General features: G+C 62.4%; 22 protein-coding genes. 10 read left to right on the top strand and 12 right to left on the bottom strand.

Features of this window, described 5'->3' with window-relative positions; all coding sequences use genetic code 11:
• Positions 1 to 9: 9 nt before the first annotated feature.
• Together Q8M42_RS03945 and Q8M42_RS03940 are read left to right on the top strand one after the other, a co-directional pair.
• Complete coding sequence (locus Q8M42_RS03945; protein ID WP_304870372.1) at positions 10 to 1,323, top strand: ATP-binding protein; 1,314 nt, start codon at positions 10 to 12, stop codon at positions 1,321 to 1,323.
• A gap of 67 nt (positions 1,324 to 1,390) precedes the next feature.
• Positions 1,391 to 5,176 carry an EAL domain-containing protein gene (locus Q8M42_RS03940; RefSeq protein WP_304870370.1) on the top strand — a complete coding sequence of 1,262 codons (3,786 nt, stop codon included), beginning with the start codon at positions 1,391 to 1,393 and terminating at the stop codon, positions 5,174 to 5,176.
• A gap of 3 nt (positions 5,177 to 5,179) precedes the next feature.
• Here the strand turns inward: Q8M42_RS03940 and rimK are convergent, their stop codons facing one another.
• Together rimK and Q8M42_RS03930 are read right to left on the bottom strand one after the other, a co-directional pair.
• Complete coding sequence (gene rimK / locus Q8M42_RS03935; protein WP_275960268.1) at positions 5,180 to 6,085, bottom strand: 30S ribosomal protein S6--L-glutamate ligase; 906 nt, start codon at positions 6,083 to 6,085, stop codon at positions 5,180 to 5,182.
• On the bottom strand, positions 6,082 to 6,549 hold the full coding sequence (locus Q8M42_RS03930) for an ATP-dependent zinc protease (protein ID WP_304870367.1): 468 nt from the start codon (positions 6,547 to 6,549) through the stop codon (positions 6,082 to 6,084). Before Q8M42_RS03930 ends, rimK begins: the two co-directional genes overlap by 4 nt.
• Before the next feature lie 98 nt (positions 6,550 to 6,647).
• Between Q8M42_RS03930 and Q8M42_RS03925 the strand changes: the two genes are divergently transcribed.
• Positions 6,648 to 7,043 carry an RNA-binding S4 domain-containing protein gene (locus Q8M42_RS03925; protein WP_304870365.1) on the top strand — a complete coding sequence of 132 codons (396 nt, stop codon included), beginning with the start codon at positions 6,648 to 6,650 and terminating at the stop codon, positions 7,041 to 7,043.
• Between the two features lie 42 nt (positions 7,044 to 7,085).
• On the opposite strand, the gene Q8M42_RS03920 is transcribed toward Q8M42_RS03925, so the two are convergent.
• On the bottom strand, positions 7,086 to 7,880 hold the full coding sequence (locus Q8M42_RS03920; protein ID WP_304870363.1) for a phosphatase PAP2 family protein: 795 nt from the start codon (positions 7,878 to 7,880) through the stop codon (positions 7,086 to 7,088).
• A gap of 216 nt (positions 7,881 to 8,096) precedes the next feature.
• Between Q8M42_RS03920 and hslO the strand changes: the two genes are divergently transcribed.
• The 3 genes from hslO to Q8M42_RS03905 all read left to right on the top strand — a co-directional run bounded on the left by hslO (position 8,097) and on the right by Q8M42_RS03905 (position 13,390).
• Positions 8,097 to 8,984 (top strand): Hsp33 family molecular chaperone HslO, encoded by an 888-nt coding sequence (gene hslO / locus Q8M42_RS03915; protein WP_304870361.1) that lies wholly within the window; start codon positions 8,097 to 8,099, stop codon positions 8,982 to 8,984.
• Between the two features lie 179 nt (positions 8,985 to 9,163).
• Complete coding sequence (locus Q8M42_RS03910; protein WP_304870359.1) at positions 9,164 to 10,705, top strand: phosphoenolpyruvate carboxykinase; 1,542 nt, start codon at positions 9,164 to 9,166, stop codon at positions 10,703 to 10,705.
• A gap of 756 nt (positions 10,706 to 11,461) precedes the next feature.
• The gene (locus Q8M42_RS03905) at positions 11,462 to 13,390 is read left to right on the top strand and encodes an ATP-dependent DNA helicase RecQ (RefSeq protein WP_304870358.1); all 1,929 of its coding nucleotides are present in this window, start codon (positions 11,462 to 11,464) and stop codon (positions 13,388 to 13,390) included.
• Positions 13,391 to 13,393: 3 nt separating this feature from the next.
• Here Q8M42_RS03905 and Q8M42_RS03900 read toward each other — a convergent pair whose 3' ends face one another.
• The 6 genes from Q8M42_RS03900 to Q8M42_RS03875 are packed head-to-tail and all read right to left on the bottom strand — an operon-like array spanning position 13,394 to position 18,294.
• On the bottom strand, positions 13,394 to 13,831 hold the full coding sequence (locus Q8M42_RS03900; protein ID WP_304870356.1) for a nucleoside deaminase: 438 nt from the start codon (positions 13,829 to 13,831) through the stop codon (positions 13,394 to 13,396).
• Positions 13,832 to 13,859: 28 nt separating this feature from the next.
• Complete coding sequence (locus Q8M42_RS03895) at positions 13,860 to 14,471, bottom strand: ABC-type transport auxiliary lipoprotein family protein (protein ID WP_304870354.1); 612 nt, start codon at positions 14,469 to 14,471, stop codon at positions 13,860 to 13,862.
• Positions 14,468 to 15,385 carry an MlaD family protein gene (locus Q8M42_RS03890; protein ID WP_304870352.1) on the bottom strand — a complete coding sequence of 306 codons (918 nt, stop codon included), beginning with the start codon at positions 15,383 to 15,385 and terminating at the stop codon, positions 14,468 to 14,470. Before Q8M42_RS03890 ends, Q8M42_RS03895 begins: the two co-directional genes overlap by 4 nt.
• Positions 15,386 to 16,174 carry an ABC transporter ATP-binding protein gene (locus Q8M42_RS03885; protein ID WP_304870350.1) on the bottom strand — a complete coding sequence of 263 codons (789 nt, stop codon included), beginning with the start codon at positions 16,172 to 16,174 and terminating at the stop codon, positions 15,386 to 15,388.
• Positions 16,171 to 17,316: an ABC transporter permease gene (locus Q8M42_RS03880; protein WP_304870348.1), complete on the bottom strand. Its 1,146-nt coding sequence runs from the start codon at positions 17,314 to 17,316 to the stop codon at positions 16,171 to 16,173. The genes Q8M42_RS03885 and Q8M42_RS03880 overlap by 4 nt, the downstream gene beginning before the upstream one ends.
• A gap of 51 nt (positions 17,317 to 17,367) precedes the next feature.
• On the bottom strand, positions 17,368 to 18,294 hold the full coding sequence (locus Q8M42_RS03875; RefSeq protein WP_304870346.1) for an exopolyphosphatase: 927 nt from the start codon (positions 18,292 to 18,294) through the stop codon (positions 17,368 to 17,370).
• A gap of 191 nt (positions 18,295 to 18,485) precedes the next feature.
• Here Q8M42_RS03875 and Q8M42_RS03870 point away from each other — a divergent pair, with 191 nt between their 5' ends.
• Positions 18,486 to 18,827: a cupin domain-containing protein gene (locus Q8M42_RS03870; protein WP_090250378.1), complete on the top strand. Its 342-nt coding sequence runs from the start codon at positions 18,486 to 18,488 to the stop codon at positions 18,825 to 18,827.
• An 11-nt stretch (positions 18,828 to 18,838) separates the two neighbouring features.
• On the opposite strand, the gene Q8M42_RS03865 is transcribed toward Q8M42_RS03870, so the two are convergent.
• Positions 18,839 to 19,492 (bottom strand): DUF3313 domain-containing protein, encoded by a 654-nt coding sequence (locus tag Q8M42_RS03865; protein WP_304870343.1) that lies wholly within the window; start codon positions 19,490 to 19,492, stop codon positions 18,839 to 18,841.
• A gap of 77 nt (positions 19,493 to 19,569) precedes the next feature.
• Complete coding sequence (locus Q8M42_RS03860; protein ID WP_304870340.1) at positions 19,570 to 20,529, bottom strand: class I SAM-dependent methyltransferase; 960 nt, start codon at positions 20,527 to 20,529, stop codon at positions 19,570 to 19,572.
• Positions 20,530 to 20,678: 149 nt separating this feature from the next.
• Here Q8M42_RS03860 and Q8M42_RS03855 point away from each other — a divergent pair, with 149 nt between their 5' ends.
• The 3 genes from Q8M42_RS03855 to Q8M42_RS03845 all read left to right on the top strand — a co-directional run bounded on the left by Q8M42_RS03855 (position 20,679) and on the right by Q8M42_RS03845 (position 23,298).
• On the top strand, positions 20,679 to 21,281 hold the full coding sequence (locus tag Q8M42_RS03855; RefSeq protein ID WP_304870338.1) for a nitroreductase family protein: 603 nt from the start codon (positions 20,679 to 20,681) through the stop codon (positions 21,279 to 21,281).
• Positions 21,282 to 21,456: 175 nt separating this feature from the next.
• On the top strand, positions 21,457 to 22,947 hold the full coding sequence (locus Q8M42_RS03850) for an NAD(P)/FAD-dependent oxidoreductase (RefSeq protein WP_304870336.1): 1,491 nt from the start codon (positions 21,457 to 21,459) through the stop codon (positions 22,945 to 22,947).
• 180 nt (positions 22,948 to 23,127) lie between these two features.
• Positions 23,128 to 23,298 carry a hypothetical protein gene (locus Q8M42_RS03845; RefSeq protein ID WP_304870334.1) on the top strand — a complete coding sequence of 57 codons (171 nt, stop codon included), beginning with the start codon at positions 23,128 to 23,130 and terminating at the stop codon, positions 23,296 to 23,298.
• Between the two features lie 70 nt (positions 23,299 to 23,368).
• Here Q8M42_RS03845 and Q8M42_RS03840 read toward each other — a convergent pair whose 3' ends face one another.
• Complete coding sequence (locus Q8M42_RS03840) at positions 23,369 to 25,735, bottom strand: bifunctional diguanylate cyclase/phosphodiesterase (RefSeq protein WP_304870332.1); 2,367 nt, start codon at positions 25,733 to 25,735, stop codon at positions 23,369 to 23,371.
• Positions 25,736 to 25,891 lie beyond the last annotated feature (156 nt).

The raw sequence follows: 25,891 nt of genomic DNA, 5'->3' as shown, positions 1-25,891 counted from the left end.
TAAGTGCCTATGAAAACCCCTCTCTGGTTTCCGCAAAGTTTTTTCGCCCGCACCTTGTGGCTGGTGCTGATCGTGGTGCTGTTCTCCAAGGCGCTGACCCTGGTTTATCTGATGATGAACGAGGATGTGCTGGTCGATCGCCAGTACAGTCATGGCGCCGCGCTGACCCTGCGCGCCTATTGGGCGGCGGACCCGGAAGACCGCGCCACCATCGCCGAGGCCGCCGGGCTTAAGCGTGTGCCGCACGAGCAGGTGCCTGTCACCGAGCAGCACTGGCCCTACAGCGAGATTTTTGAGCGGCAGATGCGCACCGAACTGGGCCCGGACACCGAAGTGCGGGTGCGCGCCAAGAGCCCGCCGGCGCTCTGGGTACATGCGCCGGCGCTGGGCGATGACTGGCTGCGGGTGCCGCTGTATCCGCATCCGCTGCGCGGCCAGCGGATCTGGAGTGTGCTGGGCTGGTTCCTGGCCATTGGTCTGCTGTCGACCGCGGCGGCGTGGATTTTTGTGCGTCAGCTCAGCGCGCCACTTAAGCGCCTGGTGTTTGCTGCCCGGCAGATCGGTCAGGGGCGCAGCGTGCGTCTGCCGATCAGTGACACGCCCAGTGAAATGACTGAGGTGTACCGCGCTTTCAATCAGATGGCTGAAGACGTCGAGCAGGCGGCCCGCGAGCGTGAGCTGATGCTCGCTGGGGTGTCGCATGACTTGCGTACGCCGTTGACCCGCCTGCGCCTGTCCATGGAATTTCTGCACACCGACTCGGAGCTGACCGAGGACATGGTGCGCGATATTGAAGACATGGACGCGATCCTCGACCAGTTCCTGGCCTTTATCCGCGATGGGCGTGACGAGCCGCTGGAGCAGCTCGACCTGCTGGAGCTGATTCGTGAAGTGGTCGCGCCCTACAATCAGAAGCAGGAAATGGTGCGCCTGTGTCTGGAAGCCGTACCGGCCTTCCCGCTGCGTCGGGTGTCGCTCAAGCGGCTGCTGGTCAACCTGATCGAAAACGCCTTGCGCTACGGCGGCAATGCGGTGGAAGTGGCGGTTTCCCTGTCTGGCGACCACAGCGCGCCTTATGTGGTACTGAGTGTGCTGGATCGCGGTACGGGCATCGATCCGGCCGAGCTGGGTAGTATCTTCAACCCCTTTATCCGCGGCGACCGTGCCCGTGGCGGCCAGGGTGCCGGGTTGGGGCTGGCCATTGTCAAGCGCATTGCCGCCTTGCACGGTGGCAGCGTCGAGTTGCGCAATCGCTCAGGTGGCGGACTGGAAGCGCGGGTGTGTCTGCCGTTGGGGCTGTTGTTACCGCGCGACGCCGTCTAGAACGCACTGGCATACTGTCATCACTGCGCTGAACTATGCTCTATCAGCGCGATGACATGAGGTCAGCATGCCTGCAGTTCCCCACCGCCTCTATCCATGGACCTGGTTGCTGCCGCTGCCATTGCTCCATCTGGCCACCTGGCTGTCCCTGGCGACCCAGTTCACCGACGGGGCGGCGCTCTGGTATCCACCGTTTGCCCTGGCGCTGGTGTTTGCCCTGTGGTGGGGGCCGCGGGTGCTGCTGGCGGTGTTCCTCAATTCCATGTTGTCGATCCCGCTCTGGGGGCTGGAGTGGCAATGGGCCCCGCTCTATGCGCTGCCGGAAACCCTCGGTGTCGCGCTGGCCTGGCTGTTGTTGCGGTTGCGTCCGTTTGATCCGGCGCTACCCGACCTCAGTCATTTGCTGCGCTTTATGCTGCTTGGTGTGCTGTTGCCGATTATTCCCATGGCGCTGGGGGTGCAGGGCAATCTCTGGCTGATCGGCCATGCGCCGCTGGAGGACCTGCTCTCGGGCAGCATGACCCTGTGGCTGGCCGATAGCCTCACCGCCCTGGCCATCGCCATCCCCTTGTTGGCTTACCTGACGCCCTGGCTGCGTCGGCGCGGTTGGCTGGCTGGGCCCGTGCGCAGCGGCTGCGAGCAGGTGCCCGAGGTGTTGCGCCAGTTGCCGCCCTGGCCACTGCTGGTGCTGCTGTTAATTGGCATGCCGTGGCTGCTCGGGGTGTTGCCATTGACCCTGAATTTGCCGCTGATTGGCGTGATGATGCTCGGCCTGGCGCTGGTTTGGGGCTTTGCCGGCGGCCTCTGTGGCGCGGTGCTCAGCGTGTTGATGGTGCTGATCCTGCCGCTGTTGCGCGGCCTGGTGAATAGTGCGGCCTGGCTTGACCCGCAGCGCCTGGAACTGCACTTCAGTGTGCTGCTGTTTATGCTCGCCACCCTGCTGGTGGGGCGCAGCCTGAGTGATCTGCGTCAGGCGCTGGCGCGCAGTGCGCAGATGCAGCAGCAACTGGCACTGGCCAACCTGGCACTGGAGGCCAGCCCGTTAGGCGTGATCATTGCCGATGCCCGCCAGCCGGCGTTGCCGCTGATCTACTGCAACCCGGCGTTCGAGCAGATTACCGGCTACAGCCGTGAGGAAACCCTGGGCAACAACTGGAACTTCCTGCTGCGTGATGATCATCAGCAACAGGGCTTGAGCCGCTTGCAGCAGGCCGTGCGCGAGGGCATGGGCTGTGATGTGGTGCTGCGTAACTACCGCAAGAACGGCCAGCAATTCTGGAACGAATTTACCCTGGCGCCGATGCGCGACGACCAGGGCATCAGCCATTTCGTCGCCCTGCAGAGCGATGTCACCGCCCGCGAGCAATTGGCCAGCCAGGTGCGCTCGCAGAGTGACGAGCTGCTCAAGCAGAGTTACCTGTTTAGCCAGACCGAGCACATCGCCAATCTCGGTGGCTGGGTGCTGAACATGCCAGCGCAGGACATGGACTGGAGCGCCGGCTGCTTTCGCATCTATGAGCTGGACCCGAAGAACGGCACGCCTGACCTTAACCAAGCCCTGAGTTACCTGGATGCCAGCGGGCGGGTGCTGGCCGAGCAGGTGTTGCAGCAGCTGATCGATGGGCTGGAGCAATTCGACATCGAAGTGCGTCTGCTCACTGCCAAGGGTAAGACGCGTTGGCTGCGTATCCGCGGCATTACCGAGCGCGACGGGACCGAGCTGGTGCGCGTGTATGGCGCGCTGCAGGATGTCAGTGCGCGTAAATACGCCGAGCAGCAACTGCGCGAGCGGGATGAGCGCCTGCGCCTGTTCTTCGAGGCGCCGCTGATCGGCATGGCCCTGACCAGCCCGAACTTTGCCTGGGAGGAGGTCAACCACAAGCTCTGCAGCATTCTCGGGCGTTCGCGCGAACAGCTGCTGGCGTCGAGCTGGGAAGAGCTGTCGCTGGAAGACGACCTGCACAACGAGCTGCCGCTGCTCGATCAGGTACTCAGCGGCCGCCGTGAAGGTTTTGAGCTGGAAAAACGCTTTCGCCGCGCCGACGACAGCCTGGTGCATACCCGCGTCAGCCTGCGCGCGGTGCGCCACAGCACCGGCCGGGTGCGCATGTTTCTGCTGCTGGTGGAAGACATCAGCGAGCGTCTGCAGGCCGAGGCGCGCTACCGCACCATCGTCGAGAATGCGCCTGAGGCGATCATGCTGTTCGACCTTCACGGCACGCTGGTCGAGTGCAATGACAACGCCTTGCGCCTGCTGCGTTACAGCCGCGAAGAAATCGCCAGCAAGCGTGTGTTTGATCTAAGCCCGAGCAAGCAGGCGGACGGTCAGTTAACCGCCGAGCTGGGCCAGGTCTACCTGCAACGGGCGATGTCCGGCGAGGCGCCGGTATTCGACTGGCTGCACCGTGACAGCAAGGGCCGGCAGATTCCGTGCGAGGTCCGTCTGGTGCGCATGCCGGGTGAGCCGGTGCTGATTCGCGGCAGCGTCACCGATATTTCCGAGCGCCAGCGTTATCAGCGTGAGATCGAACGCCTGGCCTTCAGCGACGAACTCACCGGCCTGCCCAATCGGCGCCTGCTGCTCGACCGTCTGCAGCACGCGATGGACCGCGAGCAGCGCGAAAACACCTTGGGCGCGCTGCTGTTTATCGACCTCGATCACTTCAAAACGGTCAACGACAGCCTTGGCCATCTGGTCGGCGACGGCCTGCTGCGCGAGGTCACCGCGCGGCTGGCCAGCGGCTTGCGCGCCGAAGATACCCTGGCGCGGATGGGCGGCGACGAGTTTGTGGTGCTGCTTGAGGGGCTCGACAGCAACCCGCAACTGGCGGCGGAAGCGGCGGCTATCACTGCGGAAAAACTGCTGAAAAGTCTGGTCGGCACCTGCTGGATCGATGGCCATGAACTGTCGATCAGCGCCAGTATCGGCATTGCCCTGCACCCCTTCGGCAGCCAGGTGGCCGCCGACGTGCTGAAGCAGGCGGACACCGCCATGTACCGGGCCAAACAGGGTGGCCGCAACGCCTTGCACTTCTTCGCCCCGGAGATGCAGGCGGCCATCGACCAGCGGCTGCAGATGCAGAGCGAGCTGCGCCAGGCGGTGCAGCGCAATCAGCTGTATCTGGTGTTTCAGCCGCAACTGGCGCTGGTCACCGAGCGTATTGCCGGCGCGGAAGTGCTACTGCGCTGGGTGCATCCGGAGCGCGGCGAAGTGATGCCCGGCGACTTTATCCCGCTGGCCGAAGAAACCGGCTTGATCGAGGAGCTCGGTGCTTGGGTGCTGGAGCAGGCGTGCGCGGCGCTGGCGCGCTGGTTGCCGCAGTGGCCGCAACTGGTGCTGGCGGTCAACCTCAGCCCGCGCGAGCTGCGCCAGCGCGGCTGCGTGGCGCGCATCAGCGAGTGCCTGCAACGCCATCAGGTGCCGGCAACGGCGTTGGAACTAGAGATTACCGAAGGCGTGCTGCTGGAGGAGGTCGAGCAGTGCATCAGCAATATGCAGGCACTCAAGGCGCTGGGCGTGCGGTTCGCTATTGATGACTTCGGCACCGGCTACTCCTCACTGACCTACCTCAAGCGTTTACCGCTGGACCGCCTGAAGATCGACCGCAGCTTTACCTGGGACATGGACGGTGAAGACGGCAGCGGCCTGATGCTGGTGCAGACCATTCTGGTGATCGCCCGCAACCTGGGCCTGGAGTGCGTGGCCGAAGGCATTGAAAGCCAGTGGCAGCTCGACTGTTTGCGCCAGCATGGCTGCTCACTGGGGCAGGGCTATCACTTCAGTCGGCCGTTGAAGGAGGCGGATTTTCAGGCCTGGATGCAGCAGCATCGAGGCCCTCCGCCGCTTTTGTGAGGCTTAGCCTTTACCTTTGGTGCGGGTCAGATTTGGTCCGCTGTTCTTCTCCAGATGCTGGATCACCAGGCTGGCGACATCCTTGCCGGTGGTGGTTTCGATGCCTTCCAGACCCGGCGAGGAATTCACCTCCATTACCAGCGGGCCGTGATTGGAGCGCAGGATATCCACGCCGGCCACGCTCAATCCCATGACCTTGGCCGCGCGGATGGCGGTCATGCGTTCTTCCGGGGTGATCTTGATCAGGCTGGCGCTGCCGCCACGGTGCAGGTTGGAGCGGAACTCGCCGGGCTTGGCCTGGCGCTTCATCGCCGCAATCACCTTGTCGCCGACCACAAAGCAGCGGATGTCCGCACCGCCGGCTTCCTTGATGTATTCCTGCACCATGATGTCCTGCTTGAGGCCCATAAAGGCTTCGATCACCGACTCGGCGGCGGTGGCGGTTTCACAGAGCACTACACCGATGCCCTGGGTGCCTTCCAGCACCTTGATCACCAATGGCGCGCCGTTAACCATGTCGATCAGGTCGGCGATGTCATCCGGTGAGTGGGCGAAACCCGTCACTGGCAGGCCGATGCCACGGCGTGAGAGTAATTGCAGCGAGCGCAGCTTGTCCCGCGAACGGGCGATGGCCACCGACTCGTTGAGTGGGAACACGCCCATCATCTCGAACTGGCGCAGCACCGCGCAGCCGTAGAAGGTCACCGACGCACCGATGCGAGGGATCACCGCATCAAAGCCTTCCAGCGGCTTGCCCCGGTAGTGGATCTGCGGCTTGTGGCTGGCGATGTTCATATAGGCACGCAGGGTGTCGATCACCACCATCTCGTGGCCCCGCAGCTGTCCGGCTTCGACCAGACGGCGGGTGGAATACAGGCGCGGGTTGCGCGACAGCACGGCGATCTTCATTGGGCACCAGGGGAGTCAGCGAGGGTGGGTTTATTCTGTACGTAGGTCAGTGCCGGATTGACCAGCAGTTGCCCATCAACCAGCGCCTTGGAGCCAAGCAACACGCGGTAGCGCATGGTTTTGCGGCAGGTCAGGGTGAACTCCACCGGCCATTCGCGCTCGCCCAGGGTCAGGTTGGTGCGGATCACATAACGCGACTGTGTGTGGCCGTTGGAGCTTTTGATGGTTTTCAGCGAAACCAGCTGCGCCTCGCAGCGGTGGCGGCGTTGCACCAGGGTACCGAGGTGCGCGGTAAAGCGTACCCAGGGTTCGCCATCGCGGTCGAACGGCTGGATCTCGCTGGCGTGCAGGCTGGAGGTGCTGGCCCCGGTATCAATCTTGGCGCGCAGGCCGACCATGCCTAGTTCCGGCAGGTTGATCCATTCACGCAGGCCGATTACGCCAAGTTGGTCGAAAGTCTTCAAAGGGCGATCCATGGTATTTGCGGGCATTCTAGTTGGCCCTTATGACAACTGCATCAGGCAAAATGTCCGCCTGCACAGTGGGCATCAGTGGGGATCAGATGAGCGATAAAGACGACGACAAGGTACGCCTGGATAAATGGCTGTGGGCCGCGCGCTTTTATAAAACCCGCGCCCTGGCCAAGGCGGCTATCGAGGGCGGCAAGGTGCACCATCGCGGCGAGCGCTGCAAACCTGGCAAGGAGCCGAGAGTCGGCGATGTCTATGTGATCCGCACTGGCTTCGAGGAGCGTAGCGTGGTGGTGCAGGCGCTTTCAGTGGTGCGCCGTGGCGCGCCGGAGGCGCAGGCCTTGTATGCGGAAACAGCAGAAAGCATCGAGCGCCGCGAGCAGGCTGCCGCGCAGCGCAAAGCCGGGGCGTTGGGCATGCAGACCGATGGCCGGCCAAGCAAGAAGCAGCGCCGGCAGTTTCAGCAGTTTCACGGCAATCAGGAATAAAGCGCGGCGCCTGGCTTAAGGCAAACCGCCGCGCAGATCAGCCTAGCGGCCGCTGATTACACTCAGGCGGCCCAGTAGGGGCAGCTTGGCCAGGCTCTTGAGCAGCGGCTGGGTGACGTATTCCAGCCATTCGCTGGTTTTGTAGGCAAAGGGGGTAAAGCAGGCCCAGGCCAGGGCCAGCAGGGCGAGGAATACGCCGCCTACCAGGGCGTCCGAGCCCCAGTGTGCGCCCGCTACCAGGCGCGGCAGCATAAAAATCACCGCCATCGTCCAGACCAGCAGCAGGCGCCAGTTGCGCGCGAAGAAGCTCATAAACATCGCCCAGATCAGCAGCACCGAGGCGTGATCACCGGGGAAACTGCGGGTGGCACTGTCCTTCATGTCCCAGCGCTCTTCCCAGGTCGGGAACATCTCAGTCAGCCGCGCGGCGCCTTCAACTACCAAGGACGCGCTCGGGCGCTGCCAGCCCATCAGCTTGACCAGCTCGGCGAAGCCGACGCGAAACAGCAGCAACACGATCAGCGCCGCGAGAAAGGCATACAGCGCTTTGCGCACCTGGGCGCCGCTGAACACTAGGTCGGCCTTGAGCATCACCGCCAGCATCAGCACGCCAACACCCATGTCCACCGGGCGCATGCTGCCGATCGCCCAGGTCTGCGCCCACAGGCCGGCGCTATGCACGGGTTCGTTGAGCAGGGCAAACAGTTGCAGATCAAACTGGTCCCACAGCGCGCGGCTGGGCGCCCACAGCCAACTGGCGAGCAGCAGCAGGGCGACGATATGGCAGGCAACCAGCGGGCGGATACGCCATTGGTCGTTAAGAAAAGAAGGGCTCATGCAGTGGCATCCTTGTCATCTGTAAGGGATTAAGGCGGCGGGCATGCTAGATATTCTGTCTTCTGATTGCAAAGATTCGGCCTGCCTTTTGTCGGTAACTGTGACCCGGGTTGGTATCGATAGCTTCCGCCCGCAGCGCTGATAGATAAGAGGCGCTTGGTCGGATGGGCGTTTGCGCCTAAAATCGCGGGCCGAGTCACATTCAGTGAAGTTGGCATGTCTGATTTTTCCCAACGCTTCTTGTTCGACGACAGCGATATCCGTGGTGAGTTGGTCGGCTTGACCGACAGCTACAGCCATGTGCTGGCCAAACACACCTACCCGCAACCGGTCGCCCAATTGCTGGGTGAACTGCTGGCTGCTGCCTCTTTGCTGATCGGCACACTGAAATTCGAAGGCCTGCTGATTCTGCAAGCGCGCTCCTCCGGTGCCGTGCCCTTGCTGATGGTCGAGTGCTCCAGCGAAGGCGAACTGCGCGGTATCGCCCGTTATCACGCCGAGCAGATCACTGCCGATGCCAACCTGCGTGAACTGATGCCCGACGGCGTGCTGGCCATGACCGTCGACCCGAAATCAGGGCAGCGTTATCAGGGCATTGTCGATCTGGAAGGGGATACCCTGGCCGATTGCCTGACCAATTACTTCGCCACCTCCGAGCAGTTGCCGACGCGTTTCTGGCTCAGTGCCGATGGCCAACGTGCCCGCGGCCTGCTGTTGCAGCAGCTGCCGGCCGACCGTTTGAAGGAAGCCGATGAGCGTGAAGCCAGCTGGCAGCACGCCATGGCCCTGGCCGATACGCTGAAGGCCGAGGAGCTGCTGGGTTTGGATAACGAAACCCTGCTGCACCGTCTGTATCACCAGGAAGCGCTGCGCCTGTTTGACCCGCGCGCCCTGCAGTTCCGTTGCAGCTGCTCGCGTGAGCGCTCCAGCCGCGCGCTGATCAGCCTCGGCCAGGCCGATGCCGAAGCGCTGGTGCAGGAGCATGGCGGCAGCGTGGAAATCGATTGCCAGTTCTGCAACGAGCGCTACCTGTTCGATGCAGCGGATGTACTGCAACTGTTTATCGATGGCAGCATCGAAGCTCCATCGGATACGCGCCACTAAATCCTAAGCAGGTTCTGTGGCAAATAGCCGCAAATCGCACCGGCATGATCTGATCAGAGGCTGCACCCGCAGCTGGCTTTTTCTGGCATAATCCGGCGCACTTTTTTCGCTGTAGTAGTGCTTGATTTTCTACTACAAAACGTTCGGAAGACTCGGCCACGTGGCCGACGGGGACCCACATGACGCAAGCCAACAACGCCGTGTACACCGACATCAGCGCTGCCCAACTGGTCGAAGAAGCCCTTCGTCGCGGTGAAGGCGAGCTGGCCGCCAACGGCTCCCTGGTTGTACGCACAGGCCATCGCACGGGTCGTTCGCCGGCTGATCGCTTCATCGTGCAAGAGCCGAGCACCGAGGCGAAAATCGCCTGGGGCGCGATCAACCGTCCGTTCCCGGCTGACAAGTTCGATGCCCTGTGGGACCGCGTGCAGGCGTTCTCCGACGCCCAGGACAGCTTCGTTTCCTACGTTCATGTAGGTTCTGCCGACGCGCACTACCTGCCGGTCAAGATGACCACTGCCACCGCCTGGCAGAACCTGTTCGGCCGTTGCCTGTTTATCAACCCGGAGCAGTACAACCCGGCTGGCAAAGGTGAGTGGCAAGTGCTCAACGTCGCCAACTTCGAGTGCGTACCGGAGCGTGACGGCACCAATTCCGATGGCTGCGTGATCCTCAACTTCGCCGCCAAGAAAGTCCTGATCGCCGGCATGCGTTACGCCGGTGAAATGAAGAAAGCCATGTTCAGCGTGCAGAACTTCCTGCTGCCGGACGCCGACGTGCTGCCAATGCACTGCGCCGCCAACATCGGTGAAGAAGGCGACGTGACCCTGTTCTTCGGCCTGTCCGGTACCGGCAAGACCACCCTGTCGGCCGACGAAAGCCGCTACCTGATCGGCGACGACGAGCACGGCTGGGGCGTGGGCGTGGTGTTCAACATCGAAGGCGGTTGCTATGCCAAGTGCATCGACCTGTCCGAGAAGAACGAGCCGGTGATCTGGAAAGCCATCCAGTTTGGCGCCGTGCTGGAAAACGTGGTGCTCGATGAAAACCGCGTACCGAACTACGCCGACGACAGCCTGACCCAGAACAGCCGTGCGGCCTACCCGCTGGAGCTGGTTGAGAAGCGCAGCGAGAAGAACCTCGGCGGCGAGCCGAACGCGGTGATTTTCCTGACCTGCGACCTGACGGGCGTACTGCCGCCGGTATCGATCCTCAACGAAGAGCAAGCGGCTTACCACTTCCTCTCCGGTTACACCGCGCTGGTGGGTTCCACCGAAATGGGTTCGGGCGGCGGCATCAAGTCGACCTTCTCCACCTGCTTCGGCGCGCCATTCTTCCCGCGTCCGGCTGGCGAATACGCTGAACTGCTGATCAAGCGTATCCGCGGCTTCGGCTCCAAGGTTTACCTGGTCAACACCGGCTGGACTGGTGGCGGCTACGGCGTTGGCAAACGCTTCAATATCCCGACCACCCGTGGCGTGATCGCAGCGATCCAGAGCGGCGCGCTGATCGGTACCGAAACCGAGCTGCTGCCGATCATCAACCTGAGCGTGCCGAAGTCGGTACCGGGCGTTGAAACCAATCTGCTCAACCCGCGCAACACCTGGGAAGACAAAAACGCCTACGACGAAGCCGCCAAAGGCCTGGCCAAGCTGTTTATCGAGAACTTCCAGAAGTTCGATGTCAGCGACGCCATCAAAAACGCCGGCCCGCAGCTCTAAGTTGTAAGCGCCGTACTGAAAAAACCGCCTTAATCGGCGGTTTTTTTATGCACGGGAAATCACAGCGATAACCGGTGGGAGGCGCTTTAGCGGCGAGCTTTTAATAAGTTGTCGCGGCTAAAGCCCCTCCCACAATGCATCTGTGATGCAGTAAGAAACGGAAAAGCCGCCCGGAGGCGGCTTTGGGTGCGTATCTGCTAGCAGATCAGGCACGTTTGCGGGTGTTGCGTGTTGCGCTCTTGCTCAGGTGGCCGCTCTGCACGGCCTCAGGTGTTGCTATATGGCTGTCTCGGGCCACAGCGCTAACGGGGTTGGCAACTCAGGCGATTTCCAGGGCCTTTGTCTGCGGCTGTCGACTTCAGCATGACTGGCTAGTGCCAGGTAGGTGTCGATATGTCGCGGGTGGCCGCTGGCGCTTTCGAGTTGTATGGCGGCGTTAGGTCTATGGTTTGGCATAACTCACGGCGAACCTGAGTTTTCCCGCCAGACTGCGCATCGGCCTGTGGTTCGCATCAGCTACTCCGGTTCCGCCGGGGTCTATGCTGCGCGGCCATCTGGCCTGGGTGGTGAGCGATCTAGTGGGTAACCGGCAAGCTGCCGCTGAAACCAGATACCTGCATACTCATCTCCTTTTTTATTTGCATGGTTTGAATGTACGCCTGTGTGGCCCGTGGTGTTAGTTGGATTGGCAATAGCAGCGCGGCTTGTAGGAATTAATCAGTGTTTGCCGCCAGTGCGGTCAATGGAGTGACAGCTATGAGTACCCTTGAGCGTGTGTTTGGCTTTCAGCAATTGCGGCCCGGTCAGGAACGCGTGGTGACGGCCGTGCTGGCGGGCCGTTCGGCGGCGGCGATCTTCCCCACCGGTTCGGGCAAGTCGCTGTGCTACCAGCTGCCGGCGCTGCATCTGCCGCACCTGACGCTGGTGGTCTCGCCCTTGCTGGCGCTGATGCAGGATCAGTTGGCGTTTCTGCATAGCCGTGGTATCAGCGCCGCGAGTATCGATTCGGCGCAAAGCCGCGAGGATGCTAGTGCGGTGATGACGCGGGCGAAGTCCGGCGAGCTGAAGATTCTGATGATCTCGGTCGAACGCCTGAAGAATGAGCGCTTTCGCAACTTTATCGCCCAGGTACCGATCTCGTTGCTGGTGATCGACGAGGCTCACTGCATCTCCGAGTGGGGGCATAACTTCCGCCCGGATTACCTCAAGCTGCCGGATTACCAGCGCCAGTTAGGCATCCCGCAGGTGCTGCTGCTCACCGCCACGGCTACGCCGCCGGTGATTGCCGATATGCAGCAGAAGTTTGCCATCGCCGCCGATGACGTGGTCACCACCGGTTTCTACCGCGCCAACCTCAATCTGCTGGTCGAGCCGGTCAGTGGTGCTGACAAACAGCGCCGTCTGGAGCAGTGGTTAGGAGCCAAGGCCGGGCAGCCAAGCATCGTCTACGTGACCCAGCAGAAGACCGCCGAGCAGGTGGCTGCGCGCCTGAGCCAGCGCGGCATTGCTGCCAGTGCCTACCACGCCGGTATGCCGCATGAGGCCCGCGAGGCGATTCAGCGCCAGTTTATGGCAGGGCAGATCAACTGCATCGTCGCCACCATCGCCTTCGGCATGGGCATCGACAAGGCTGATATCCGCAATGTGCTGCACTTCGACCTGCCGAAATCCATCGAGAATTACAGCCAGGAAATCGGCCGCGCCGGCCGTGATGGCCAGCCCTCCGACTGCCTGGTGCTGGCCAATCGCGACAGCCTCAACGTGCTGGAAAACTTCGTCTATGGCGATACGCCGGAGCTGGACGGCATTCGCTGTGTGCTCGACGAACTGCTGAATAGCAGCCAGAGCGGCGAATGGGAGCTGATGCTTAACCAGCTCTCCGAGCAGAGCAATATCCGTCAGCTGCCGCTGAAAACCCTGCTGGTGCAGTTGGAGCTACGCGGCATCATCGCCCCGCGTTACGCCTATTTCGCCGAATATCGCTTCAAATTCCTCTTGGGGCCCGAAGCGCTGCTGGAGAAGTTCGAGGGTGAGCGGCGGCAGTTTGTCGAGGCGCTGGTCGCTACCTCGCAGCGCGCACGCACCTGGTGCACGGTGGACTTCGACCAGCTCTACCAGCAGCACCAGGCTGAGCGCGGCCGGGTGATCAAGGCCCTGGATTACTTCCAGGAAAAGGGCTGGATTGAGCTGGAAAGCAAGCAGATGACCGAGGTCTACGCGCTGCTCGACCCAGGCTTCGACCCAGTTGCCCTGAGCGGCGAATTACACGGCTATTTCAGCCAGCAGGAAGCCAGCGAAATCCGCCGGATTCACGCCATGCTCGCGCTGTTTGCCAGCGAACAGTGCCTGAGCCAGCGCTTGGCCGCCTATTTCGGCGACGCCAACGCGCCGCAGCAGTGTGGGCATTGTTCGGTATGCCGTGGGCAAGTGGCTCAGTTACCTGCGCCACCGGCCTTGCCGCCTCTGAGGCAGCAGGATGTGCACAGCTTATGCGACGGCTTTGTGCGCAAACACCAGGAACTCAAAGGCAGCGCACCAAGCGCCGAATGCCTGACGCGCTTTCTCTGCGGTATCAGCGTGCCGCTGTTTACCAAGCTCAAGGCGCGCCAGCTCGGCGGGTTTGCCGCGTTGGAAGATTATCCCTACGCCGAGGTGCGCAGTTGGTTGGCGGGGCAGCAGGGATAGCAGCTACTCGCCGATATCCTCGTTCCACAGCGTCGGCTGGGCGGCGATAAAGGCCTGCATCAGGTGCAGGCATTCGCTGTTGTGCAGCACATCGAGCTGCACGCCACGCTCGCGCAGCAGCGCTTCTTCGCCGAGGAAGGTCTGGTTCTCGCCGATGATCACCTTGGGGATGCCATACAGCAGGATCGCCCCGCTGCACATCGCGCAGGGCGAGAGGGTGGTGTAGAGCAGCGACTCGCGGTAGGTCTGCGCGCTCTGCCGGCCGGCATTTTCCAGGGCGTCCATTTCACCATGACGGATGGCGCTGCCCTGTTGTACGCGGCGGTTGTGGCCGCGACCAATAATCTGGCCGTTGTGCACCAGTACCGAGCCGATCGGGATGCCGCCTTCGGCCAGGCCCTGGCGGGCTTCATCGATGGCCGCTTGCATAAATTTGTCCATGGTTCGCCCCTTGCTGGAACAACTCAGTTTATTTTTGCTGCGCGCTCTGTCCTTGGTTCAGGGTCCATTCCAGCACCTCGCGGGCCAGTTGGTCGCCGGCCTGGCCGAAGGCGTTGACCACCGCGGGCACCGAGGTGTCGCTGGCCGCCTGGCTGACTTCGAAACGCCGGCTGGCGAGGATGCGCAGGCTGCCGCTCTGCACCAGGCGCGCCTCGAACAGGATGCGCGCGGCCGGGCGGCCGTTCTGGTATTCGCTGTGGAAGGCGCGTAGGTCGCCGTCTAGTTCCAGATCGGCCTGCAGGCGGCTTTCATCGCTGCTGACGGCCTTGAGGCGGCCGTCGTCGAGGAAGGCATCGATCAGCCGGTCACGCAGCAGTAGCGGCGCGCGGTCGCTCCAGCGTACGCCCTGGTAGGCGCTGATCTGGTCGCCGGGCGGCAACACGGCAATCCGTGTGCTGTCGAGCAGCTGGCTGCTGTAGGGCTTGTTCACCCGCAGCGCCCAATCGGCGCTGGCGTCATGGCTGGGCAGGCTGCTGGCCGGCAGGCGGTAGATGCTCAGCACCTGGCTTTTCGGCAAGACCGAGCAGGCGGCCAGGCTGCCGATCAGCAGCAGGGCGGTGAGCAGGCGAAGACGACTCATGGTTGAAACTCCTTGATGGTGTCGCTGCGCAGCAGGTAGCCGGCCGGGTCTTCCTCCAGGCGGCGGGCGAAGGAGCGCAGGGCGCTGAGGGTTTCGCGCAGTTCGATAATGGTCGGGCCCAGCTCGCCGATGCCCTGCATGCCGCCGTCGAGGGCGGCGCGGTTGTCGCTGAGCAGGCGCTCGACGTTGTTGCTGCTGCGCTCCAGTGAGGCCATCAGGCGGCTGGCGCTGTCCAGCGCTTCGCGGCCCTGGCCGCTGAGCAGCTGGTTGGCGTTGCGCATCAGGTCAGCGGCTTCCTGGCTGGCGCTGCTCATCTGCTGCAGGGCGGTGCGCAGTTCATCGCGCTGCTCGGCGACGCTGGCGCTGGTCTGTTCGATGTTCTCCAGGGTGCGCGAGATGCGCCCGATATTGTCGCGGGAGAACAGCTGGTTGGCGCGGTTGAGCAGGCGTGTGACGTTGAGTACCAGGTCTTCGCTGTTTGCCATCAGGCGTGACAGCGGTGATGGGTCGGCGATGATTTCCGCACGCTGATCGTCTTTGCTGAGCAGCACCGGGCTTTCCGGCGAGCCGCTGTATAGCTGGATCAGCGCTGCGCCAGTGATCCCGGTGATCGACAGGCGGGCACGGGTGTCTTGCTTGATCGGCGTGTTGGCGTTGACGCGAATGTGCGCACGCACCTTGCGCGGGTCATTGGGGTCGAGGCGTAGGTTGATCACGTCACCGACCGTGATCCCGCTGTATTGCACAGCACTGCCTTTGGACAAACCGCTGACCGCTTCGTTGAAAATCACGTCATAGTCGCGCAGCTCTTGGTCCGAGCTGGCGTTGCTCAGCCACAGGGCAAAGCCCAGTGCGGCGGCGACCATCAGCACGGTAAACAGGCCAATCAATACGTGGTGGGCACGCGGTTCCATTCAGTTGCTCCCTGGCGCGCGGTTGGCGGCCTGTTCGGCTGCGCGTCCACGCGGGCCGTGAAAATACTCATGAATCCAAGGGTTGTCGGTGGCGGCCACAACGTCCAGGCGGTCGGCCACCAGTACGCGTTTTTCTGCGAGCACGGCCACCCGGTCACAGATGGTGTAGAGGGTGTCCAGGTCATGGGTGACCAAAAAAACGCTGAGGCCCAGAGCATCGCGCAGGGTCAGAATCAATTGGTCGAAGGCTGCCGCGCCAATCGGATCGAGGCCGGCGGTGGGTTCGTCGAGAAACAGAATGTCCGGCTCCAGCGCCAGCGCTCGGCCCAGCGCGGCGCGTTTGATCATGCCGCCGGACAGCTCGGTCGGGTATTTGTCGCCGGCTTCGCGCGGCAGACCGACCAGTGCCAGTTTGACTTGCGCCAGGCGCTCGGCGGCAGCGCGCGTGAGGCCGGCATGTTCGATAAGCGGCAGGGCGATGTTTTCGGTCACGGTCAGTGAGGAAAACAGCGCGCCGCGTTGATAGAGCACACCGAAACGTCGCTCCAGCTGCGAGCGACGCTCGGGCGGCAGGCTCAGCAGTTCTTCGCCGAATACTCGCACGGTGCCGGAGTTGGCGCGGCGCAGGCCAAGAATGCTGCGCAGCAGCACCGACTTGCCGGTGCCCGAGCCGCCGACCACGCCGAGCACTTCGCCGCGATACAGATCCAGCGCCAGGTCCTGGTGTACGGTCTGCGCGCCGAAGCGGTTGACCAGGTTGCGTACCTCGATAATCGCTTCGCCCGTCACCAGCCCATCTCCATCAGAAACAGCGCGGCCAGGGCGTCGAGCACGATTACCACGAAAATCGACTGGACCACGCTGGAGGTGGTGCGCTCGCCCACCGACTGCGCGCTGCCAGTGACTTTGAAGCCTTCCAGGCAGCCGATCACGGCGATCAGGAAGGCAAATACCGGCGCCTTGGCCATGCCCACGACAAAGTGTTTGAGTGCGATATTTTCCTGCAGCATGGCCAGGTACATGGCCGGTGAGATGTCCAGGCTCAGGGCGCAGACCACTGCGCCGCCGAGGATGCCGCTGAGCATGGCGATAAAGGTCAGAATCGGCAGGGCAATCAGCAGGGCGAACACCCGTGGCAGCACCAGCAACTCCAGCGGATTGAGGCCGAGGGTGCGAATGGCGTCGATTTCCTCGTTGGCCTTCATCGAGCCAATCTGCGCGGTAAAGGCGCTGGCGGTGCGCCCGGCCATCAGAATGGCGGTCAGCAGCACGCCAAATTCACGCAGGAAGGAGAACGCCACCAGGTCGACCGTGTAGATGCTCGCGCCAAAGTCGGCGAGCACCGTGGCGCCGAGAAAGGCCACCACCGCGCCGACCAGAAAGGTCAGCAGGGCCACAATCGGCACGGCATTCAGGCCGCTCTGCTGCAGATGCGCGACCAGTGAGGTGATGCGCCAGCGGCCGGGGCGCAGGAGGATGGCGAACATCGCTGCCAGGGTCATGCCGATAAAGCCGAGCAGCGCCACACCTTGCTGCCAGAGTTCTTCCACAGCCTGACCAATCTGCCCGAAGAATTCGCGCCAGGCCGGGATACGCTTGGCTGGCAGCGCGTCACCGGCATCGGCGATGGCATTGCCCACTGCCTGCAACAACGCGCGGCGTTCGCTGGCCAGGCCTGGTGCATCGTTGGCCAGTTGCGCCAGGCGCTGGCTGCCAAGCAACTCCACCAATAGCGCCGCGCCGGCGGTGTCCAGCGCGCCAAGGTCTTGCAGGTCGATGCTGGCGGCGCTGTTTAGCGTGCCGCGCAGTGCCAGCACCTCGGCTTCCAGGCTGGCGTAGTGAGGCAGCGTCCAGTCGCCACCGATACGCAAGCCCGAAGGCGCATCCGTGCGACTGGATTCAAGCGGCGTAATAAAGGGCGCTGTACTCATGGGCCACAGCTTAACCTTCTAGCCGAGGCTACGCCCAGCCTGCCGCAGGGCTTAACCGTCAGCAGTGATTTCAGCGATCAGTTTACGCAGCGCCGCTTCGGCATCCTCGTTGGCCACCTGGCAGGTGCCGGCATTGGCGTGGCCGCCGCCGTTGTAGCTCAGGCACAGCTCGCCGACATTGGTGTTGGAGCTGCGATCGAGGATCGATTTACCGATGGCGAATACGGTGTTCTGCTGTTTGACGCCCCACATCACGTGGATCGAGATATTGCACTGCGGATACAGGGCATAGATGACGAAGCGGTTGACCGCGTAGATCGTCTCCTCGTTGCGCAGGTCGAGCACCACCAGGTTGTGGTAGACCGTGGCGCAGCGCTGGATCTGCGCTTTGGCTTCGCGTTGGTGCTCCAGATACAGCGCCACGCGCTCATCGACATCCGGCAGTTCGAGGATTTCCGCAATGCCGTGGGTCTGGCAGAAGTCGATCAGCTGCATCATCAGTTGGTAGTTGGAGATGCGGAAATCGCGGAAGCGCCCGAGGCCGGTGCGTGCATCCATGATAAAGCTCAGCAGTTCCCAGCCCTGCGGGTCGAGGATGTCGTCGCGGCTGAATTGTGCGGCATCGGCCTTGTCCACGGCCTCCATCATTTCGTCCCAGTCCCGTGGGAAGGCGTCGTGGCCACCGTAGTGCTTCCACACCACCCTGGCTGCAGACGGCGCATCGGCATCAATCAGGTGATTGCTCGCAGGCTGGTTGCGGATGGTCTCGCTGAGGTGGTGGTCAAAGGCCAGGTAACAGCCGGGCACGTAGGGCAGGTTGGTGGTGATGTCGTTGCTGGTGATCGCCACTTTGCCGTCCTGCATGTCCTTGGGGTGGACGAAGAGGATGTCGTCGATCAGGTTGAGGTGTTTGAGCAGGGCGGCGCACACCAAGCCGTCAAAATCACTGCGGGTGACCAAGCGGTAAAGACTGGACATAAAGCATCTCCGGATCGGGCAAGCGGCGGGAATAAAGCAACAGGCCCCCTTCAAGGTAGCACGCGGTTTGCGCATCAGCCTGGGCGAAGGGGCAGCGCTTCCAGGCAGTTGCAGGTCGACCTCAGGACAGTCGCGGCAGGATGGCGGCCCTAGGCTGGCGCCTGTTGTTCTACCGACCTCAGGAGCCACCCATGTCACCGATTACCGTACTGCGTGATACCCAGCCGATTCCACTGCTGGATGCCTGCAAATGGACGCGCATCGCCGGCGAGCCGCACACCGTCAACCTGAACGCCTACACCTCGGCGGACGGCAGCAAGATCATGGGCACCTGGATCTGCACACCCGGCAAATGGCAGGTGGCCTATGAGAAATGGGAGTACTGCCACTTTCAGGAGGGCTACTGCATCATCACCCCAGAGGGGCAGGCGCCGATTCATCTGCGTGCCGGCGATATCTTTATCGTCGAACCCGGGATGAAGGGCACCTGGGAGGTGGTCGAGACGGTGCGCAAATACTTTGTCTTTGCCTGAACCGTCAGGCCCTAGGGATTGAAGTTACGCGCATCCTTGGCCCACACATCCAGCGCTGGCTTGATGTCTTTTAGGCTCAGTTGGGTGCTGTCGTTTTCCAGCTGCAGGCCGTGGCCTTTGCGCACGACGCGGGTCATCGGCTGGCTGGTGCGGCCGTCGATGGCTTCCAGTTCGACATAAATACTGCTGTTGAGGTCGCGGGTGCCGGCAGCGGTGCTGGCGGCCGCAGCAACCAGAGCAATCGGTACCACTTCATAGACCTTGAGCCCTTCCGGTGACAGGTTGACCGCCGTGATGGCCGAGCGCAGCACCAGGGTGTCGCGATCGGCATATTCGACAACCTTTAGTCGTCCGGCCAGCTCCAGGCGTATGGCTTGCTGCAGATAGAGGGCGATTTCGTCCAGGGTCTGCTGGCTAACTTGCGCATTCGGGGTGGGTGCGGGGTAAAACACCGGCCTTTCCACCAGCACCGAACGGTAGTTTTCCGGTTTGAAATCCGCTGATACCCAGCGCATTACTGGTGCGCCGCTGGCCGACTGCGCGGGCTGCAGCTGTGAGTAATCGCTGAGGAAGCCCGAATACTGCGATGGGGTGGGGGTTTGGCTGGCGCAGGCGGCCAGTAACAGGGTGGCGGACAAGGCCAGACCAAGGGTTTTCAGCGTCATTGCGGTGATCTCGCGAGGGGTGGTCGGCTAACTGTAGACCAGTTTTCAATAGGCAATGCTCTGCCCTGGCGAGCCCTCTAAGTCGGGGTTTGCGGGCCTTGTTCGCGGCGAAACACCAGCGCCTTGAGGGCGCTGTCCGGCTGGCTGTCGGGGAACTCCGGCGGGTTGGCCAGACGCTGGCTAAAGCGCAGGCTCGGTGCTTCATCGGTCATGGCCTGAATCAGATAATCCGGGCCGATTTCCGGCTCGTTGCTGCAGGCCAGCACCGCTCCGTCCGCGCTTAAGAGTTCGGGCAGGCGGCGCAGCACCTTGGGGTAATCCTTGCTCAGCACAAAGCTGCCGCGCTGGAAGGAGGGTGGGTCGATGATGATCAGGTCATAGGGGCCGTACTTGCCCACCTTGCCCCAGGACTTGAACAGGTCGTGGCCGAGAAACACCACCTGGCTGAGATCGTGCTGGTTCAGCCGATGATTATCGCGACCTCGGCTGAGCGCGGCCCTGGCCATATCCAGATTGACCACCTGGCGCGCACCGCCGGCCAGCGCCGCAACCGAAAAGCCGCAGGTGTAGGCGAACAGGTTGAGCACGCGCTTGCCGGCCGCTTGCGCCTGCACCCATTGGCGGCCATAACGCATATCGAGGAATAGCCCGCTGTTCTGCTTTTTGCCCAGGTCGAGGCGGTAGTGCAGGCCGTGCTCGCAGATATCCCAGTGCTCCACCGGCTCGCCGAGCAGCCATTGCGTGGGACTTTCTGGCAGGTAGCGCTGTTGCAGCAGCAGACTGTGCGCGCCGCTCTGCTGCCAGGCGGCGGATTGCCCGAGGTCGAGCAGCATCTGCTGCAGCGCGGCCAGGTCGGCATCGCTCAGGGGCTTGAACAGCGCCACCAGCAGCACACCTTGCAGCCAATCCACGGTGATCTGCTCCAGCCCCGGCCAGCAGCGGCCACGGCCGTGAAACAGGCGACGGGTTTCACTCGGCGCGCTATTCAGGGCGTCGAGCAGGTGCTGCTGCAGGGTGACAAGGACGGTTGCTTGCATGGTCGGGACCTGTTTGCGGGGTGCGGATTTTAACAGGCGGGCCACTCCCATCGTCTGTTTCGATAGTTTCTATCGTTAATGGCGTTTGGCATTCGCACTGCCGAGTGCCTAGCATTGCTCACTCGTTAACCCACATTTAAGGAACGCCCATGCACATCGACGAAGCCATCCGCAGCCGCCGCGCCGTCAAAGGTTATGACCCGGCATTTACCCTGAGTGATGCTGAGAAGGATGAACTGCTGCAACTGGCGCTGCTCGCACCGTCGGCGTTCAATTTGCAGCATGTGCGTTTGGTCGAAGTCAGCGATCCGGCGCAGCGTCAGCAACTGCGCGAAGTGGCTTGGGGCCAGGCGCAGGTGACCGATGCGTCGATGCTGGTGGTGGTGTGCGCCAAGCTCGACAGCTGGCAGGAGGATGTCGGCCGCGTTTGGGACGGTGCGCCCGCGGAAGTGCAGGCCTATATGGCCGGCGCCATCGACACCTATTACCGCGACAAACCACAGGTGCAGCGCGACGAAACCATGCGCAGCTGCGGCCTGATGGCGCAGACCCTGATGCTCGCCGCGCGCGGCAAGGGCCTGGATTCCTGCCCGATGGATGGTTTTGATTTCGATGCCGTGGCCAAGCTGATCAAGCTGCCAGAAAACCATGTGATTGCCTTGATGGTCGCGGTCGGCAAGAAAACCATCGAACCCAAGCCGCGCATCGGCAAGCTGCCGTTCAACGAAGTGGTGTTGCGCAACAGCTTCTAATCGCTGGGCAGGTTTCTGAGCGTTCTGGTCATTGTTCAGCCATAACTGTGGTCAGTCTGCGGCTGATCACACCACTAAAGGTTGGATGACAAAAGCGCTGTTGGAGGTGAATCTGGCGGGTATTGCGGGTTGATATAGCGACCTGCAGCCATAACAAGAAGCCTGAGGAGCCCCCATGTCTGCCGAACATCTGGATGTCTTGATCATTGGTGCCGGCCTGTCCGGCATCGGTGCGGCTTATCACCTGATGAAGCACTGCCCCAGCAAGCGCTTCGCCATCCTCGAAGGCCGTGCGGCCCTCGGCGGCACCTGGGACCTGTTCCGTTATCCGGGCATCCGCTCCGATTCGGACATGTTCACCCTCGGCTACAACTTCAAACCCTGGACCAACCCGCTGGCGATTGCCGACGGCCCGTCGATCCGCAGCTATATCGAAGAAACCGCGCAGGAAAACGGCATTCAGGAAAACATCCGCTTTCAGCACAAGGTGCTCAAGGCCGACTGGTGCAGTGAGCGCGCCACCTGGACCCTGCAGGTGCAGCGCGGCGATGAGCCTGAGCCGATCAAACTCAGCTGCCAGCACCTGCTGATGTGTACCGGCTATTACCGTTATGAAGCGGGCTACACCCCGGAATTCAAAGGCCGCGAACAGTTCCAGGGCGAATTTATCCACCCGCAACTGTGGCCGGACAACTTCGATTACAGCGGCAAGAATGTGGTGGTGATCGGCAGCGGCGCCACGGCCGTGACCCTGGTGCCGGCGATGACCGACAAGGCCAAGCACGTGACCATGCTGCAACGCTCGCCGACCTATGTGGTGAGCCTGCCGCAGGGCGATCCGATTTCCGCCTTCTTGCGCCGTTTTCTGCCGGAAACCTGGGTCTATCGCCTGGCCCGCACCCGTCAGGTGGCGATACAGCTGGGCTTTTACAAGCTTGCCAAGGCGTTCCCCAACCTGGTGCGCAAGGCGTTGCTCGGGCTGGCCCGGCATCAGTTGGGCAAGGACTTCGACATGCGCCACTTCAGCCCGCGCTACAAACCCTGGGATGAACGGGTGTGCGCGGTGCCCAATGGCGATCTGTTCAAGGTGCTGCGCGAGGGCAAAGCCACGGTGGTCACCGAACATATCGACGGCCTGACTGCCAAGGGCATTCGTTTGAAGTCCGGTGAAGAGCTGCCGGCGGATGTGATCATCAGCGCCACCGGCCTGGAGCTGCAGCTGTTTGGTGGCATGCAGGTGGCGGTGGACGGAGTGCCCTTCGATGCGGCCAAGAGCATGGGCTATCGCGGCATTATGCTGCGTGATCTGCCCAATGCTGCGGTGGTACTGGGTTACACCAATGCCAGCTGGACGCTCAAGGCGGACCTTTCCAGCGAATACTTCTGCCGCTTGATCAACCATATGGATGCCAACGGCATGCGCCAGTGCACCCCGCGCGACACGGCGCGGCAGGTCAAGAATGCGCCGTTCCTCGATTTGGCCAGCGGCTATATCAAACGCGCGGCTGACAAGATCCCCAGCCAGGGGGATCGCGCGCCGTGGAAGCTCTACCAGAACTACCTGCTGGACCTGGCGCTGTTGCGCTACGGCAAGGTTGAGGACGGTTATCTGGAGTTCAGCTCACCGCATGTCGGCGAATCCGCCGCCACAGCCACAGCGGTCTAAACTGAAAAACAATGTAAGCCAAACGCTATAGCTGCTTGGCGCGTTATGCCTACAGAGATGTGGCCATTTGCCGCTTTAGAAGCAGGCACAGGGCCACTATGCTTTTGTGACAGCTTTCACGGATGAACGGCCGGTATACCTGGCTGCTGTCGCAAAGGAGTCCTCTAGAGGATGAGCAGAATGGAATCGCTTCACCAAGAGCAACGCTACCTGCCAGAGCTGCGGGCGCACATCGACAAACTGCTGGCCAAAGGCTGGGTGATTGCCGAGCGCAGCCCGCTGACCCTGCAGTCCGGGCGCAAGACCTATATGGTTGTGCACGGCATGTTGATTGGCGATAACGCGTTTTAACCTTTGCCCCAGCGTTTCCCGGGCCGCTGCTGATCAAAATGATCGGCAGCGGCCTTTTTTCTGGCTTGGATCAGCCTATATGGCGCGGCAGCTGCCAGTGGGTCGCCGCCAGCCAGTCGGCAAAGGCCGGCGGTGGTAGCGGTTTGCTCAACAGGTAACCCTGGGCGATATCGCAGCCGAGCTGATCCAGGCGTTCGAGGATGGCCTCGGTTTCTACACCTTCGGCCACGATCTTCAGGCCCATGTTGTGCCCCAGTTCGATGGTTGAGCGGACGATGATGTCGTCATCGGGATTGCTCAGCAGGTCCAGAACAAAGGACTTGTCGATCTTCAGTTCATGCACCGGCAGGCGTTTGAGCTGGGCCATGCTCGAATAGCCGGTGCCGTAATCGTCGATTGATAGGTGCACGCCCAATTCGCACAGCTGCTGCAATTGCCCCATGGCCAGTTCCGGGTCGGCCATCACTGCGCTTTCGGTGATTTCCACAATCAGGGTGGATGGCGGCACGCCATGCTCGGCCAGCTGCGCGGCGATAAAGCCAGCGAAGCCGGGGTCGGCCAGATCCAGTGCGGAGATATTGATTGCGGTCTTCAGCGCCAACCCCTGTGCCTGCCACGCGCGGCTCTGCGCCACGGCAGTGCGCACCACCCAGCGGGTTAGGGCGCAGACGTTGCCGGTCTGCTCGGCCAGGGGAATAAATTCGTCCGGCGGGATAAAGCCGTGTACCGGGTGAATCCAGCGCACCAGGCATTCCACGCCATACAGGCTGCGCGCGCGGATATTCAGTTTCGGCTGGAAGTACAGGCTGAGCTGGCCGCCTTCCACCGCACCTTTCAGCTCGCTCATCAACGCCAGGCGTAGCAGGCTGTGGCGGTCCAGCTCCGGGCGGTAGAGGGCGTAGGGTGAGCGCTGCTGTTTGCCCAGGTACATCGCTACTTCGGCATGCTGCAGCAGGCTGCCGGCGCTTTCACCGTGATCCGGATACAGAGCGATACCGATTGTGGCGTTGAGCGTCATGCTGATGCCGCGCACGGCGAATGGCTCGTGCAGGGCGGCGCGGTAATGCTCGGCGGCGGGGATCAGCCAGCCGGGTTGGCAGGGGCTGATCAGCAGGGCAAATTCATCACCACCGAGGCGCGCCAGTTGCTCGCCAGGACGCAGCAGCGCCTGCAGGCGTGCGGCAAGCTGGCAGAGCAACTGGTCGCCAGCCTCATGGCCGAGGGTGTCGTTGAGGTCCTTGAAATTGTCCAGGTCCATCAGCAGCACCGCCACACCTTCGCCCGGCGGGCAGTGCGCCAGGGCCTGTTGTAGCTCGGCGACAAAGCGGTTGCGGTTGGCCAGTTCGGTCAGCGGGTCGCGGTAGGCGAGAAAGCTGATGGTGGTTTCGCGTTCGGCAATGCCTTGCTGCATGGCGACGAACTCGCGGGCCAGCAAGCCGATTTCACCGCTGGCCTGAGTGGCCGGCACCTGCATAGCCACCTGATAGTCGCCGCTGGCGATACGCCGCACATTGTCGACCATCTGGCTTAGCGGGCGGCTGACGGTATTGGCGATCCACAGGGCGCCGAGGCCAGCCAGCAGCAGGGCCATGGCGAAGATGGCTGCCAGTTGCCATTGCAGCGGCTGGTAATCGGCCAGTTCGGCGGACAGCGAGCGCATCAGCAGCACTTGTAATTCGCTGCTGGTGCCGATTAGCGGTGCACGCAGGGCCACCTGTTCCAGGCCCTGTAGCTCGAAGCGAAATACCCCAGCGGCATTTGGCAGCAACTGGCTGGCCAGTTCGGCCCGTGGCAGTGCCTGCAGATTGCTGGCCAGCACCCGGTATTGGCCGGGGCTGCCGTCGAGTAGGGCGACATCGGCACCACTGAGACGGGCCAGATGTGCAGTGGCCCGATCGTCCAGCTCGAAGGCCATCAGCAGCCAACCCATCAGGTTGGGCCGTGGCGCGAAGATTGGCGTGGCGTTGATATGCAGCACCCGCCCGCCAAACACCACCAGTCGGTCGGCGCTTCGCGGGTCGTCTTCATCCAGCAGGTCATCCCACGGCAGTGGCGCACCGGGCAGTAGTTCGCCACTGGTGCCGGCCAGAATCAGCCCCTGCGGCGCGCTGACCAGGGCGAAGCTGGCCTGGCTGCGCGAGGCGAAAGACTCCAGCGCGGCGGACAGCGACTGCGCTTCCTGCTGCGGGCTGGCGATCAGGTCGGCGATTTCGCCGAGCAGGGTGAAATCCTTGGCGATTAGGTCGGCCATGGCGCTTTGCGCCTGACGGCGGCTCTGCAGCTCGTTGCTCAGCACCGCATGGGCGAAATTCAACTGCCCGGCCACCTGGCTCAGGGTGTGCTGGTAGGTGGAGCGATAGACCAGCGCCAGCAGTAGCACCATTACCGCCAGCAACAGCAGCAGAAAGAAGCCGAGAATCTTGCCGCGCAGGGTCATGGCATGTGCCTATGCTTGTGGATAATCGGGCTTGTGGATAATCGGTCGTATGGATAGTCGGCTCGCCGATGGCGAAATGCCTTGAGTATAGAAAGACCTCTGGCGGGCGCAGCACCTGGTATGCACAAGGGGGCGTGGATGCGAATAGCGCGGGCA

Origin of the sequence: Pseudomonas sp., from assembly GCF_030684895.1 — a bacterium.
Classification (GTDB): domain Bacteria; phylum Pseudomonadota; class Gammaproteobacteria; order Pseudomonadales; family Pseudomonadaceae; genus Aquipseudomonas.
This window is presented reverse-complemented; position numbering and strand designations above follow the sequence as displayed.